Source organism: Dactylosporangium sp. NPDC006015 (genome assembly GCF_040614215.1).
Lineage (GTDB): Bacteria > Actinomycetota > Actinomycetes > Mycobacteriales > Micromonosporaceae > Dactylosporangium > Dactylosporangium maewongense.
In genome coordinates, this window is the sequence record NZ_JBEXUD010000057.1 from 1 (window position 1) to 13,793 (window position 13,793).

General features: G+C 75.0%; 11 protein-coding genes and 1 pseudogene. 5 read left to right on the plus strand and 7 right to left on the minus strand.

Translation table 11 applies throughout. From position 1 onward, the window contains the following. Both ABZ321_RS50650 and ABZ321_RS50655 read left to right on the plus strand, forming a co-directional pair. The coding region (locus tag ABZ321_RS50650; RefSeq protein ID WP_354903575.1) for a response regulator transcription factor at positions 1–398 on the plus strand (398 nt) is incomplete at its 5' end. A 35-nt stretch (positions 399–433) separates the two neighbouring features. Next, positions 434–2,098, plus strand: a complete 1,665-nt coding sequence (locus tag ABZ321_RS50655; protein WP_354903654.1) for a GAF domain-containing protein — start codon at positions 434–436, stop codon at positions 2,096–2,098. A 59-nt stretch (positions 2,099–2,157) separates the two neighbouring features. Here ABZ321_RS50655 and ABZ321_RS50660 read toward each other — a convergent pair whose 3' ends face one another. Further along, positions 2,158–2,913 carry a hypothetical protein gene (locus ABZ321_RS50660; RefSeq protein ID WP_354903577.1) on the minus strand — a complete coding sequence of 252 codons (756 nt, stop codon included), beginning with the start codon at positions 2,911–2,913 and terminating at the stop codon, positions 2,158–2,160. A 212-nt stretch (positions 2,914–3,125) separates the two neighbouring features. Here ABZ321_RS50660 and gap point away from each other — a divergent pair, with 212 nt between their 5' ends. Next, entirely contained in the window at positions 3,126–4,172 is a 1,047-nt protein-coding gene (gene gap / locus ABZ321_RS50665; RefSeq protein WP_354903579.1) for a type I glyceraldehyde-3-phosphate dehydrogenase, read from the plus strand. 600 nt (positions 4,173–4,772) lie between these two features. On the opposite strand, the pseudogene ABZ321_RS50670 reads toward gap, so the two are convergent. Further along, positions 4,773–5,138: pseudogene (locus tag ABZ321_RS50670) on the minus strand (CoA-binding protein); the annotation flags it as partial. Positions 5,139–5,178: 40 nt separating this feature from the next. Continuing rightward, the gene (locus tag ABZ321_RS50675) at positions 5,179–6,120 is read right to left on the minus strand and encodes a universal stress protein (RefSeq protein WP_354903581.1); all 942 of its coding nucleotides are present in this window, start codon (positions 6,118–6,120) and stop codon (positions 5,179–5,181) included. A 299-nt stretch (positions 6,121–6,419) separates the two neighbouring features. On the opposite strand from ABZ321_RS50675, the gene ABZ321_RS50680 reads away from it, so the two are divergent. Next, complete coding sequence (locus ABZ321_RS50680) at positions 6,420–7,973, plus strand: glycosyltransferase family 39 protein (RefSeq protein ID WP_354903582.1); 1,554 nt, start codon at positions 6,420–6,422, stop codon at positions 7,971–7,973. Positions 7,974–8,011: 38 nt separating this feature from the next. Here ABZ321_RS50680 and ABZ321_RS50685 read toward each other — a convergent pair whose 3' ends face one another. Beyond that, positions 8,012–9,277, minus strand: coding sequence for a PP2C family protein-serine/threonine phosphatase (locus ABZ321_RS50685; protein WP_354903584.1), 1,266 nt, complete (start codon positions 9,275–9,277; stop codon positions 8,012–8,014). Positions 9,278–9,467: 190 nt separating this feature from the next. On the opposite strand from ABZ321_RS50685, the gene ABZ321_RS50690 reads away from it, so the two are divergent. After that, on the plus strand, positions 9,468–10,154 hold the full coding sequence (locus ABZ321_RS50690) for a hypothetical protein (RefSeq protein WP_344505879.1): 687 nt from the start codon (positions 9,468–9,470) through the stop codon (positions 10,152–10,154). Positions 10,155–10,157: 3 nt separating this feature from the next. Here the strand turns inward: ABZ321_RS50690 and ABZ321_RS50695 are convergent, their stop codons facing one another. The 3 genes from ABZ321_RS50695 to ureG form a co-directional block, all read right to left on the minus strand. Then, positions 10,158–12,140, minus strand: coding sequence for a SpoIIE family protein phosphatase (locus ABZ321_RS50695; RefSeq protein WP_354903585.1), 1,983 nt, complete (start codon positions 12,138–12,140; stop codon positions 10,158–10,160). Between the two features lie 91 nt (positions 12,141–12,231). Continuing rightward, complete coding sequence (locus ABZ321_RS50700; RefSeq protein ID WP_354903586.1) at positions 12,232–13,002, minus strand: urease accessory protein UreD; 771 nt, start codon at positions 13,000–13,002, stop codon at positions 12,232–12,234. Then, positions 13,002–13,781 carry an urease accessory protein UreG gene (gene ureG / locus ABZ321_RS50705; protein WP_344505882.1) on the minus strand — a complete coding sequence of 260 codons (780 nt, stop codon included), beginning with the start codon at positions 13,779–13,781 and terminating at the stop codon, positions 13,002–13,004. Before ureG ends, ABZ321_RS50700 begins: the two co-directional genes overlap by 1 nt. Between the last annotated feature and the right edge of the window lie 12 nt (positions 13,782–13,793).

A 13,793-nucleotide genomic window follows, 5' to 3' on the forward strand; every position in this document is an offset into this window, starting at 1 on the left:
TCCTCACCTCGTACGACGACGACGAGGCGCTCTTCGCCGCGATCATGGCCGGCGCGTCCGGGTACGTCCTCAAGCAGATCCACGGCACCGACCTCGTCGACGGCATCCGCCGGGTCGCCGCAGGCCAGTCGCTGCTGGACCCCGCGGTCACCGCCCGGGTGCTGGAGCGCATCCGCAAGGGCCCGGAGCAGCCCGACGAGCTCAAGAACCTCACCGACCAGGAGCGCAAGATCCTCCAGCACATCGCCGAGGGTCTGACCAACCGCGAGATCGCCGAGCGGATGTTCCTGGCGGAGAAGACGGTGAAGAACTACGTCTCCAGCCTGCTGGCGAAGCTCGGGCTCGAGCGGCGCACCCAGGCCGCCGTCCTCGCCTCCCGCCTGCTGAAGAAGCCGTGACCGGCGAGCAGAGCGCGTGGCAGCCGTCGCTGCCGCTGCCGTCACTGTCGCGGGTCGACCTCGACTCGCTGCTGCAGGAGCTGCTCACCCGGGTCGGCGAGGTCATGACCAGCCGGGAGCGGCTCCGCTCGCTGCTGGACGCGGTCGTGGGCATCGGCTCCGACCTCGACCTGCACAGCACCCTGGACCGGATCGTGCGGGCTGCCTGCCAGCTCGCCGACGCGCGGTACGGCGCGCTCGGCGTGATCGGGCCCGACCGGATGCTGGTCGAGTTCATCAACCACGGCGTCACGGCCGACGAGCGCGCCGAGATCGGCGACCTGCCCCGCGGCCACGGCGTGCTGGGGCTGCTGATCGAGGAGCCGCGCCCGATCCGCCTCGAGGACATCACCCAGCATCCGCGCGCGTACGGGTTCCCGCCCAACCATCCGCCGATGCACAGCTTCCTGGGCGTGCCGATCCGCATCCGTGACCAGGTGTTCGGCAACCTGTACCTGGCGGAGAAGCGCGGCGGGGAGCAGTTCACGCAGGACGACGAGAACCTCGTCGCCGCGCTGTCCGTCGCGGCCGGCGCCGCCATCGACAACGCCCGCCTCTACGCGCAGGCGGAGCGGCGGCAGCGCTGGCTCATGGCGGCCGCGGAGATCACGTCGGTGCTGCTGGGTGAGGTACGCCGGACCGAGGCCCTCGAGCTCGTCGCGAGCCGGGCGCTGGACGTCGCGGACGCGGACCTGGCGATGGTGCTGCTCGTCGACGACACCGCCGAGCGGCTCACGGTCGAGGTCGCCGTCGGCGGACCGGACGACGCGGCCGGCTGGTCGATCCCGGTGGCGGGCAGCGAGTTCACCGAGGTGCTGCACCGGCAGCAGCTGTCGGTGGTCACCGACCTCGGGTCGGCGGCGAACTGGCCGGTGCTGCTGTCGACGGGCACGGCGCTGCTCGTGCCGCTCGCGGTCGGCGGCGTCGCGCTCGGTGTGCTCGTCGTCGCGTACCGCAAGGACAGCGTCGCCATCGCCGAGGGGCTCGAGCTGGCGATGGTGGAGACGTTCGCCGGGCAGGCCGCCCTGGCGCTGGAGCGGGCCCGCGCGCAGGACGAGCGGGAGATGCTGGCCGTCGTCGGCGACCGGGAACGCATCGCCCGCGACCTGCACGACGTCGTCATCCAGCGGCTGTTCGCGGCCGGGATGCAGCTGCAGGGCGCCACCCGGCTGTCCGGGCAGCCCGACGTGCGGCAGCGCATCGACCGGGTCGTCACCGACCTCGACACCACCATCCGCGACATCCGCGGCGCCATCTTCGAGCTGCGCGGACCCGCCCCGCACAGCTTCCGCACCGAGATCCGCGACCTGGCCGACGAGGCCCGCGAGGCGCTCGGCTTCCGGCCCGCGCTGCGCATCGACGGGCCGGTCGACACGGCCGTGCCGGACACGCAGCGCACCGCACTCCTCGCCGTGCTGCGCGAGTCGCTGAGCAACGTCGCCAAGCACGCGAACGCCCGCTCGGTGCAGGTCACCGTGGCGGTCACGCACGGGCGGCTGGCGCTGACCGTGCAGGACGACGGGCGGGGCATCGCCGCGGCCGCCGACCCGGCCGGGCACGGGCTGCCGAACATGCGGGCCCGGGCCGCCGACCTGGGCGGCGACTGCACGGTCGAGCCGGCCTCCCCCGGCACCAGGGTCGCCTGGCACGTGCCCCTGTAGCGGCACCGACGACCCGCCGGCGGAGACGGCCCTCGCCGGCTCTCCCGGCGGGAGGGTGGTCAGGTGGAGACGGCCCGCGCCGGCGCGATGCCGACCCTTCCCGCGACGCCGACCCGGACCGCCGCGACGGGGCCCGGGGCTCCTGCTGGGGGCTCCGGCGGCCCGGCCAGCGCCGTCAGGTCGTCGACCGGCGACGAGACGAGCCCGGCCGCGGTCGCCGCGAGCAGGACCGCCGACATCGCCTCACCCGCGGCGACCCAGTCACCCGGCCCGGCGCCCGGCGCGGTGATCACGACGTACGCGGCACGGCGCTGCGGGTCGGGTCCGTTCAGCGTGTACGAGCCGGCCCCGGCCGCCGCCTCGAGCACCGCCAGCTGCTCCTGTGGCACGGGCACGTCGGCGAACGGGCGCCGGTCGCTGCGCCGGACCGCGATCGCGCGGTGCAGCGTGGCGGCCCGCGGCGCCCGCTCGACCGGGCCGGTGCAGCGCAGCTCGGTCAGCAGGGCCGGATCGGCGGGGTCCGGGAAGCGCCACACGTCGACGCCCACCCCCTCGGCGGCGAGGGCCACGCGGGCGTGGTGCAGCGCCGCACCGCAGCTGATCAGCAGCTGCCGGCCGTCGGGGTCGGCGTCGGCCAGCCGCCGGTTCCAGTCCGCGTAGAGGGCGAGCCTGTCCCGGTCGATCCGCCAGCGCCACGGCTGCGTCTCCTGCACCGACGGCGCGTTGAGCGCGGCGAACGTGGCCCGCGTCAGCGACTGGCTGACCGCACCGGTCAGCGGCGCCGCGCCACGGGCGGTGTAGTGGATCGCCACCATGGCGCGCTCCTCGATCGTCCGACGTCACCTGCCACCCACCACGGTCCCGGGGAGCCGCCGGAACCGGCAGGGGCAAAGGTCCTGTTCACCACGGCCCGCCGATGGCCCTGCCGGGTGATGACCTTCGGCCCGTGCCGGAACGCGCGGCGTGGGGCGACGGTGGGACGGATGGGGCCGCCGCGGTCCCACGGCAGGGGTCTCAGGAGGACGCCATGACATACCGGATCGCCATCAACGGGTTCGGCCGGATCGGCCGGGACTTCATCCGCTGTCTCGTCGACCGCGGGATGCTCGGCGGCGACCTCGCCGTCGTCGCGGTCAACGACCTCTACGACACGGCGACGCTCGCCCACCTGCTCCAGCACGACTCGACGTTCGGCCGCCTGCGCGCCGCGGTGGACGTCGACCCGTCCGGCGGCGGCATGACCGTCGGCGGGCAGTACATCGAGGTGCTCCGCCACAAGGACCCGCTGTCCCTGCCCTGGGAGGACCTCGACGTCGACCTCGTCATCGAGTCCACCGGCAGGTTCCGCGCCCGCGACGACGCCGCGGGCCACCTGAAGGCCGGCGCCAGGAAGGTCCTCATCTCCGCACCGGGCAAGGAGGTCGACGCGACGATCGTGCCCGGCGTCAACAGCGGCACCTACGACCCGGCGCTGCACGACGTGGTCTCCGCGGCGTCGTGCACCACGAACTGCGCGGCGCCGATGGCGAAGGTGCTGCACGAGGCGTTCGGCATCGAGCAGGGATACCTGACGACCGTGCACGCCTACACCAACGACCAGATGGTCCTCGACGCGCCGCACAAGGACCCGCGGCGGGCCCGGACCGCGGCCGTCAACATCATCCCCACCAGTACCGGCGCCGCGAAGGCCATCGGACTGGTCCTGCCGGATCTGGCCGGCAGGCTCGGGGGTGTCGCGCTTCGGGTGCCGGTGGAGAACGGCTCGATGACCGACCTGACCTGCCGGCTGGCGCGGCCCGCGACGGCCGAGCAGATCAACGCGGCGTTCGCCGCGGCCGCCGCGGGCCCCCTCGCGGGGATCCTGCGCTACAGCGAAGCGCCGCTGGTCTCCCGGGACATCATCGGCGACCCGTCGTCCTGCGTCTTCGACGCCGGCCTTACCGCCGCCGACGGGCACCTGGTGAAGGTCTTCGGCTGGTACGACAACGAGTGGGGCTACACGAACCGTCTCGTCGACCTCGCCGCGGTCTTCGCCGGGATCTCCGCCGGGGCCTCCGCCGAGTCGGAGCGCTGACGGGTCGCCGGCCGCGGGGCGGGTAGGAGCCGCCGGTGGCGGCCGGGACGGCAGCGCTCCGCCCGGTGGCTAAAGGACGGCCGCCGTCTGGCGGCGGATCCGGGGCGCCGCTCGGCGGGGCGCCGTCACATGGTCGCTGTCGGCGAGCCAGGCGGTGAAGATCCGTCGCATCGGCCGGCCGTGCAGCAGGCCGGCGCGGGTGCCGCCCGCTCGCCGGCCGTCCGGCCAGGTGGTGGTGCGGTCGCTGGTGATGTCGTAGTAGCCGTCGATGCGGCCGTGGCTCTCCTTGACCCGCCGGAGCGACCGCTGCCGGACCGAAGGCCGCTGGCCGCGCGGCCGGTGACGCGCCTGCCGGGCCGATCGGCATGCCACCGCCGAGCGCGCGTGTGCGGGCGCCGGCCGCGCGGGCGGCTCCAAGCCCCCCGCCACCGGCTCGGGCGCCGGAGGCACAGGAGTCGGCGGCACGGGCATCGGCGGCACGGGTGTCGGGGGGACAGGCGTCGGAGGCACCGGCGTCGGCGGCACACCGGGGCCTTCGTACACCGGAGGCGCCGGTGTCACGCCGCCGACGACCATCTGGCTCAGCGCCCGCTCCGCGCCGATGCACAGGTCCTCGACGTAGCCGAGGCCGGCCGCCTCGGCCAGGTGTCTCGCCTCCGGGCTGACGGTGCCCGGCTCCAGCCATACGGCGCCGGCACCGGCCGCCGCCGCGTCGCGAACGATGCCGGGGGCGTCGGCGGCGGGCCGGAAGACGCTCACGATGTCGACGTGGCACGGGATGTCGGCCAGGCGGCCGTAGACCCGCTCGCCGAACAGCCGGACGTCCTCCAGGTTGACCGGGATGGTCCGCCAGCCGTGCTCCTGCAGCATGCGTGGCACCCAGTTCGCGGGCGCGAGCGGGTCGCGGGAGGCTCCGACGACCGCGATCGTCCGCGCTCCGGCCAGGAGTTGCCGCGGGGTACACACTGCCCTCACCTCCAATGCGTGCGGGACCTCGACCACACCGTCAAGCATTGCCCGGGCCTTCGCCGTCGCACAGGGCAGACGACCCGTTTCCCGGACGTCCGGCCCCGCCGGGCGCCGGTGCCGGCGGATGGTGGGCGACGAGCACCGGGCAGTCGGCGCGGTGCAGCAGCCGTAGCCCGACCGAGCCGAGCAGCAGCCCGGCGAACCCGCCGTGGCCGCGGCTGCCCACCACGGCGAGCCGCGCCTGCCGCGACCGGTCACACAGCACGTCGGCCGGGTCGCCGGCGACGCCGTGGAACTCCCACCGAACCCGAGGATGACGCTGCCCCGCCGCCGCGACGCGTGCGGTCGCCGCTTCCTCCAGGACCCGGCGGGTCTCGACCGTGTCGTACAGCACCGGGGGCAGGCCGACGGCCGGCGGCCCGATCGGCGTCTCGATCGCCCGGACCGCCACGACGTCACACTGCCACCGGGCGGCCTCGGCGAAGGCCAGCTCCAGCGCGCCGTCGGCGGACAGCGACTCGTCGACACCGACGAGCACGCCACCGGACGGGTCCTGCCGGCCACGCACGACCACGACCGGGCAGGTGGCGTGGGTGGCCACCTGCTGGGCGACCGAGCCGAGCACGGCGGCTACGGCACGGTGGCGGCCGCGGGTGCCGACCACGAGCAGCCCCGCACCCTCGCCGGCCCGGATGAGGACCCCGGCGGGTTGCCCCAGCACGGCCTCGGCGGTGACGTCGATGCCTGCCGCGACGGCCCCGGCCTCGCGGGCGGCGTCGGCGGCGAGCATCTCGGCCAGGTGTTGCGCGGTCTCAGCCAGGTCGGCGGGCGGCGCGAACGCCGCCGGCACCCGCCAGTGATAGGCCAGCACGACGTGCAGCGACCCGTCCCGCCGCTGGGCGGCGGCCGCGGCCCAACGTACGGCGTCCAGCGACGGCGCCGTGCCGTCGACGCCGACCACGACCTGACCGCTCGCCATCACACGCCCTTCCCGAGGCCGCGCCACGGCCGGGTGCCGAGGATCGACGGGCCACGCGGGGCGGTGCGGCGTCCGGTACCCCTGCCCGGCCGGTCCTGGTTCACGCACGGGCCAGGGCGAAATCACCTCCTCCTCCCGGCCGGCGCCGCTGGGTGCCCGGCCGCGTCCCGAGGTGCTGCGGCGCCGGAACCTCGGGGTGAGCCTCCGGGCGCTAGCCCGGCGGTTCACGCAAGCGATGACGTTTGCCCGGCGGGGACCGGGTCACTGCCGGCTCACCGGGCCGGCAGTGAGGAGATCCGTTGACCAGCGCCTCGATCACCGGCGAGGTCGTGCGTGCCGCCGGTTCCGGCGAGCCGCGCGTGCCGACGGTCACCCCACGATGGCGGCGGCTGCTGGCCGCCCACTACTTCTGGGTCGTGCCCGGGCTCGTGATGCTGGGGCTGGGTCGCTACCGGTACCTGACGCCCCGGCTCTGGCGTGACGAGATCGCGACGTGGAGCGCCGCCGTCCGCAGTGTCCCGGAGCTGTTCGACCTCCTGGGCAACACGGATGCGGTCGCCGGCGGCTACTACCTGTTCATGCACTACTGGATCGCCGTCTTCGGCGACTCCGCCGCGTCGCTGCGGACCCCGTCGCTGCTCGCCATGGCCGCCGCGGCGGCGCTGGTCGCGCTCACCGGCAACCACCTGCACGGGGGCGGCGGCGGCCTCGCCGCGGGGCTGCTGTTCGCGGCGATCCCGGCGACGTCCAGGTTCGCGCAGGAGGCCCGCTCGTATGCGTTCGCCACCCTGGCGGCCGCCCTGGCCACCTACCTGTTCGTGCGCGCCCTGGACCGGCCGGGCTGGGGGCGCTGGGCCTGGTACTCGGCCGCCCTCGTCCTGGTCGGGTACGCGCATCTCGTCGCGCTCCTGCTCCTGTCCGGCCATGCCGTCGCCGTCGCCTGGCTGCTGGCCGTCGACCGGGACAGGCGGCTGCTGCGCTGGCCGGCGGCGGCGGGCCTCGGCATCGCCGCGCTGTCTCCGTTGATCCTCGTGGCCCGGCGCCAGCGCACCACCCAGATCGGCTGGATGCCGGTGCCGGCGGCGCACGACCTCCTGCCGACGCTGACCATGGTCACGGCGTCGACGCTGGTCGCCGGCGCGCTGGTCGGCATGGCCGCGGCCGGGTCGCGGCGAGGTGGCACGCGAAGCCTGCTGGTGTGCGCCGGCGGGGTGCTGGCACCGCCGATCGCGGGGTTCGTCGTGTCCCAGTCGACCCCGATCTGGTGGCCGCGGTACCTGCTGTTCCTGCTCCCGGCGCTCGCGCTCCTCGCCGCGCGGGCACTCGCGCGGGCAGCCATTCCGGCCGTCGTCGCCGGCGCCGTCCTCGTCGGTCTGCTCGGCCTGCCGGACCAGCTGGCGATCCGCGGCCCGGCCGGCCATGAGGCGGACCGTTACCCGGCCGGGCCGTGGTACACCCCTCCGAACTGGTTCGGCGCCGCGCGTATCGTCCGCTCCGGCCAGCGGCCGGGCGACGGCATCGTCTACGTCGGCGACTCGGACCGCGCCCGCTCGATGTTCATGCTGCGCAGCACGATGGACTACCACCTGCGCACCGACGCCACCCGGCCCAAGGACGTCTACCTGGACAGGTCGGCGGCGCAGATCGGCGCGTTCTGGGCCCGGGAGTGCGCCGACCCGAAGGCCTGCCTCGCCGGGACCGGACGGGTGTGGGTCGTCGCGGTGTCCACACAGGACCACATCGTCGCCGGGGCGAGGAACGACGCCGGGTTGGCCGCGCTGCGGGGGTACCGGTCCGTGCGGGTCTGGCATCCGGGCGGCCTGACCATCGAGTTGGTGCAGCACACCGGCTGACGGACCCCCATGGCAGGCAGGGCAGCGGGGCAGCCGGGTCAGTCGGTCAGCGGCCCGCTGGCGCGGTCCGTGTCGGCGCCGGCGCTGGTGCGCCGGCTCTGGCCGTGCTCGCCGTACCAGTCGATGATCAGCAGCGTGGCGTCGTCGGCGAGCACGGGGCCGGCGACCTGCAGGACCGCGTCGGCCAGGGCGCGGGTCGCCTCACGCGGGTGCAGGCCGGCCACCTGCAGCAGCTCGGCGGGCAGGTCGAGCTGCGCGGCCCGGCGCTCCCGCACCCCGTCGGTCACGATCACCAGCCGGTCCCCGGCCGACAGCCGCAGCTCGCCGCTGCCGAACGTCGTGCCGGGCAGCATGCCGAGCGGGATGTTGCGCGGTAGCCGCACCTGCTCGACCCGCCCGTCCCGGATCAGCAGCGGCGGCAGGTGTCCGGCGTTGATCAACGTACACACGCCGCCGGCAAGATCGATCCGGCCGAGGACGGCGGTGATGAACGTGCTCGCGGCGGAGGCGTGCTCGGCCACCGCGGCGTTCGCGACCTCGGCCTGCTCGACGAGGCTCCGCCCGCGGCGGCGGGTGTTGCGCAGGCTGCCCACGCCCAGCGTGGCGGTCAGCGCGCTCGCGACCCCGTGCCCCATCGCGTCGGTGACGCTGAAGTGCAGCGAGTCGCGCGCCAGGGAGTAGTCGAACGTGTCCCCGCCGATGCTGGCCGCCGGCTCCAGCCAGCCCGACAGGGCGAAGGCGCCGGCTTCGCAGGTGAACGCGCCGGGCAGCAGCCGGCGCTGGATCTCGGCGGAGAGGTTGAACGGTGTGGTGCGCTGCCCCCACTCGAACAGGTCCGTGTGCCGCCGGTTGGCGATCACCACGAAGCCGAGCAGGTGCGCGATCCGGCCGATCTCCTGCACCGCCCGCGGGTCGGGCTCGTCCGGCAGCACCAGCTCCAGCAGGCCGATCGCCTCGCCGCGCTCCGTGACCGGCGCCCACACCGTCCACCCGTCGTCGCCGTCGAGCACCTGCGGTGTCTGTGTCCGCAGGGCCTGCTCCGTCGGCCCGCCGTCGAACGGCAGCACGGTGGCGACCTCGTCACCGCGGCGGCGGCCCGCGTCTGGGCCCGCAGGGTGCTCCTGCGGCGCATACACCAGCCGGACCAGTGCGCGGCCGCCCAGGTCGGCGATCAGGAACGACGCCGACCGCGCGTCGAGGGCCTTGACCAGCTCCCGGGTGATCGCCTCCACGGCGTCGACCGGCGCCGCGTCTTCGACCGCGCCGAGCACCGCCCCCAACATCGACGTCTCACCAAGGTCCACTCCCGAATCATACGATCGCTGCAGCATCCGGACACGGGAAGAAGGCGGGACCCCGCGCGGCCGGGCCCCTGGACAACAGCCGCACGGACACAATCCTGTCGCCACCAGCGACACGAAGCCTCCACTCAACAGCGCTGTTCCGGCCGATGGACGGATGTCGACCGCCATCGGGCACGCCGACACTCGTCGCATGCCGGAGCTGCCAGACCCCCAAGACGTCGTCATGCACGTCCTGCTGTGGCTGGGTGTGCCGGCGCTGCTCATCGGCGTGCTCACCACCGTGCTGACGTTGCTCGCCTGGAAGCAGTTCGCCGTCGCGGCCGCACGCCACGGCAGGACGGCGCTGCGGACCGCGCGCGACTCGGCGCTGTACTGGAGCACCGAACGGCAGCGCGCGACCGTGAAGTTCGTCGTGTGCAGCGCCTGCTTCATCGCGATCGCCTACGCCGTCGCGCAGCTGGTCGGCTTCGTCGTGCAGCTGAGTCAGGAGGAGTCGGTCACGAAGGTGGACCACGTCGACTGGCAGTACGTCCTCGACCAGGCGCTCAGCTACCAGCGGTGGGGCGTCGCCTCACGGTGGACGGTCATCGCCGCGGCCGCTTCGATCGTCCTGCTGAACATCGCCGACCTGGCCCGCATGCGCCCGCTCCGGCAGCTGCTCGTCGGCCTGTGGACCGCTGTCCTCGTCGTCGGTCTTCTCGGGGCGGCGTACCTCGCGTTCGCGGGTGCGGCCCTGGCCATCGGCCTGCTCATGGACCCGACCGCGCCGGTCTGGCTGCTGGTGCTGGAGGTGCTGGGGATCCTGTCCCTGGTGCTCCTGCCACGGCTCGGCAAGACCATCGACACGTCGAGCAGGCAGATCTACACGTTCGACTGATGCTCAGCCGTGGACGCCGCCGGGGCCGGGCAGGTCGGGGTCGCTGGTGGTGTGCGGGAGGTTGATCAGCGTGAGGACGTGGTGGGCGGTGCTGCCGGCGGGTGCGTACAGCCGCAGCGGACCGGATCCGTCCTGACGGTGGCGGTACAGCTCGGCGACGGCGGCGCTGGCGAGGTGGGTGACGCCGGTGAGGTCGACGGTCAGCCGGTGGGTGCCGCCGAGCGTGCGCCGGACCAGCTCCGCGCGGAGCTCCGTGGCGTGGCGGGCGTCGAGCGGGCCGTGGACGGCGATGCGGTTGCCGGGCGAGTCCGGCTGCTCGACGATGCGCATCAGGTCCGCCGCCTGGTGCGCGGCCAGGACGGCGCCGTGGCTGATCTGGTCGGCGGTGAGCAGGCGGGCCGAGCCTGACAGCCGGCGGTGCACCGTGGCGGTGGTGCCGTGCTCGCACCGGTGGATGTCGAGGCGGTCCGCGAAGGCGGCGGTCATGGCCAGCCCGAGTCCGTGGTCCTCGCGGAACCGCTCGTCGCCGGGGCGGGGCCGTTCGTGCCAGCGGCCGTTGTCGGTGACGTCGATCCGCGCCCGGCCGTCGTCGTGCAGGTCGGCGGTGAGGGTGACGGTGGCGTCGCCGGTGTCGGGCCGGGCGTGCTCGTAGGCGTTGGTGGTCAGCTCGACGACCGCGTGGGCGAGGGCGAGCCGGTCGTCCTCGCCGGCGTCGTGGGCGGCCAGCCAGGCGGTCAGCGCGTCGCGGACGGCGGTGGTGGACCGGGCCGCGGGCAGGTGCAGCCGCAGCGGTGGTGCGGGGACGCGGCGGCCCGCGGCGAGCAGGGTGACGTCGTCGGTGTGCCCGGTCTCGCGTACCAGCAGCTCGAGGGTCTGGGTGCAGACGCGGTCGACGACGGAGTCGCCGGGGGCGTCGAAGCCTCGTCCGGCGGCCGCGTCGGTGGCGACCCGGGCCAGCTCGACCGTGGCGGCCGCCGGGGTGCGGCCGGGTCGCTCGATGATGCCGTCGGTGTAGAGCAGCAGCACCTCGTGCGGCTCGACCCGGCCGGTCGCGACCGCGAAGCGGGCGCCGGTGCCGAGCGGACCGGCGCCGGACGCCGGCAGGTAGCGGGCGGTGTCCGGGCCGACCACCAGCGGCGGCGGGTGCCCGGCCGTGCAGTAGGTCAGCGCGCCGCCGGTCAGGTCGAGGACCGCCACGCACACCGTCGCGGCGTGCGCCTCGGGCACGCGGCACGCCAGCCGGTCGGCGGCTTCGATCGCGGCCACGGGGTCACCGGTCTCGTCGAGCCGGTCCTGCATCACCGCGCGCAGCTGCCCCATGGTCGCGGCGGCGGCGACGCCGTGCCCGGCCACGTCACCGACGACGAGCGCGACCCGGCGCCCGGCCAGCGGGACGGCGTCGAACCAGTCGCCGCCCGCGGCGTCGCCGGCGTCGGCCGGCAGGTAGCTGGCCGCGATCCGCGCCGACGGCAGCACCGGCAGGCCCGGTGGCAGCAGGTGCCGTTGCAGCCCGGTGATCACGTCGCGGGCGGGCGCGGAGCGCCGCTCGGCCTCGGCGGCCCGGCGCTGTTCGGCCCGCCGGCGCCGGACCTGTTCCGTGACGTCGGTGCCGACGCCGGTCACCCCGACGACCGTGCCTCCGGCGTCGCGGCAGGGCTCCGCGACGAAGTCGACGTAGGCGTCGCGCATGCCGCCGTCGCCGTCGTCGCGGATCTGGACGCGCCAGCCCTTCCCGATCTGGGTGGCACCCGTGGCGAGGACCCGCTCCAGCATGGGAATGATCTGCTGCCCGGTCCACTCCGGAAACAGCTCACGGGCGGTGCGGCCCACCACGGAATCGTTGCCCACGAACGCCCGGAACGCCGCGTTGGCGGCGGCGACGCGCAGCTCGGCCCCGGTGTAGGAGACCAGGATCGGCCCCGGCGACCCGGACCGGTCCCGATACGTCCTCGCGTCACCGGGGCGCGCGTCGGCATCGTCTGACACCGGCTCACCACATCGTCGTGGAAACGTACTGCACCACTTGGATGTACCACACCGCCGGGCCAGAGCGGCGCACCCGCACCGGGCGGCCCGCTCACGGCGGCCGGAGCAGCGGCACCGGGGCCGGTTCCGGCGCGGCGAGGCAGAGGTACTGGCGCAGGGCATGGGCGTCGGGCGCGGTGGCCGTCGTCAGCGAGGCCGGCCCGGCGAGCGGCACGCGGACGGCGGTGGGGCCGAGCACGCGCGGCGCGCCCGGCGCCACGCCCGGGTGGACGTGCAGCAGCGAACCGGTCGCCCTGGCGGCGCCGAGGACGGCCGGCCCGGCCCAGCCGTCGGCGTCGGGACCGACGTCGAGCCGCTGGCGCAGCAGCGGCCGGCCGGCGTAGGTCACCGACGTGCTGACGGTGAGGTCGCCCGGCGCTTCGTCGTGCCGGCCGCAGACGAGCTCGTCGCGCCACAGCAGCGTCGCGCCCTCGCCGGCGTCGACGCTCGCGGCGGTGGTGTGGCGGCAGCCGGCGGCGGCGACGGTCTGCTCGGGCAGCCAGTGCAGCGTCCCGCCGCCGGCGACGGTCACCCGGACGTTGAGGTGCGAGGGTGCGCCCGTACGCGAGGGCAGGGCGATCGACGCGGCGACGGTGCGCAGGCTCAGCCTCGCCCCCGGCCCGACGTCGATGTCCAGTCGCAGGTCGTCCCCGCCGAGCGGGCCGGCCGCGCCACCGACGAGGTGCACGGTGGCCCAGCCGGCGTCGAGGCCCGCGGCGACGCCGGTCCGCCGCAGCAGCAGCGGGGTCTCGCCGCGGAGCTGGGCGAGCCGGGTGCCGCCGCGGCCGTCGGCCTCGGCGACGACCCTGGCGTGCGCCCGCATCAGCCGGTCGCGGCGTGGGCGTGCGGCCGGCCCTCTTGGTGGGCCTGGTGATGGGCTTGGTGGTGGGCACGGTGATGGGCTTGGTGGTGGGCGACGAGATGGCGCACCCAGTCGGCGACCGCGGTGGCGTGCGGGTCGGTCGCGATCGACAGGAAGATCGTGGGCAGCTCGCCGCGGCGGGCCCGGGCGTCCCGGTCCATCACCGCCAGGTCGGCGCCGACCATGGGCGCCAGGTCGGTCTTGTTGATGACCAGCAGGTCGGCGGCGGTGACCCCGGGCCCGCCCTTGCGGGGGACCTTGTCGCCGCCGGCCACGTCGACGACGAAGATCTGCTGGTCGATGAGGCCCTTGCTGAAGGTGGCGGTGAGGTTGTCGCCGCCGCTCTCCACCAGCACCAGGTCCAGCGGCCCGAGCACGGACTCCAGCTCCTCGACGGCGTCGAGGTTGGCGGAGATGTCGTCGCGGATCGCGGTGTGCGGGCAGCAGCCGGTCTCCACGGCACGGATGCGTTCCGGTGGCAGGACCGCGTTGCGCTTGAGGAAGTCGGCGTCCTCGGTGGTGTAGATGTCGTTGGTGACCACGCCGAGGCGCAGCTCGCCGCCGAGGGCCCGGCACAGCGCGGCGACCAGGGCGGTCTTGCCCGATCCGACGGGCCCGCCGATGCCGATCCGCAGCGCCCGTCCTCCGTCGGCGGCGTCGGTGAGGGGTGCGTGCGGGTCGACGTCGGGGTGCGGGTGGCTGTGCGGAACGGTCTCGTCGTGGTGGCTGTCAGGACGCAAGTCGTGGTGGCT

Coding starts and splice junctions, on each gene's coding strand:
- ABZ321_RS50660 (WP_354903577.1), bottom strand. CDS start 2,913: ATGGTGGCGATCCACTACACCGCCCGTGGCGCGGCGCCGCTGACCGGT.
- gap (WP_354903579.1), top strand. CDS start 3,126: ATGACATACCGGATCGCCATCAACGGGTTCGGCCGGATCGGCCGGGAC.
- ABZ321_RS50675 (WP_354903581.1), bottom strand. CDS start 6,120: ATGGCGAGCGGTCAGGTCGTGGTCGGCGTCGACGGCACGGCGCCGTCG.
- ABZ321_RS50690 (WP_344505879.1), top strand. CDS start 9,468: ATGCCGGAGCTGCCAGACCCCCAAGACGTCGTCATGCACGTCCTGCTG.
- ABZ321_RS50700 (WP_354903586.1), bottom strand. CDS start 13,002: ATGCGGGCGCACGCCAGGGTCGTCGCCGAGGCCGACGGCCGCGGCGGC.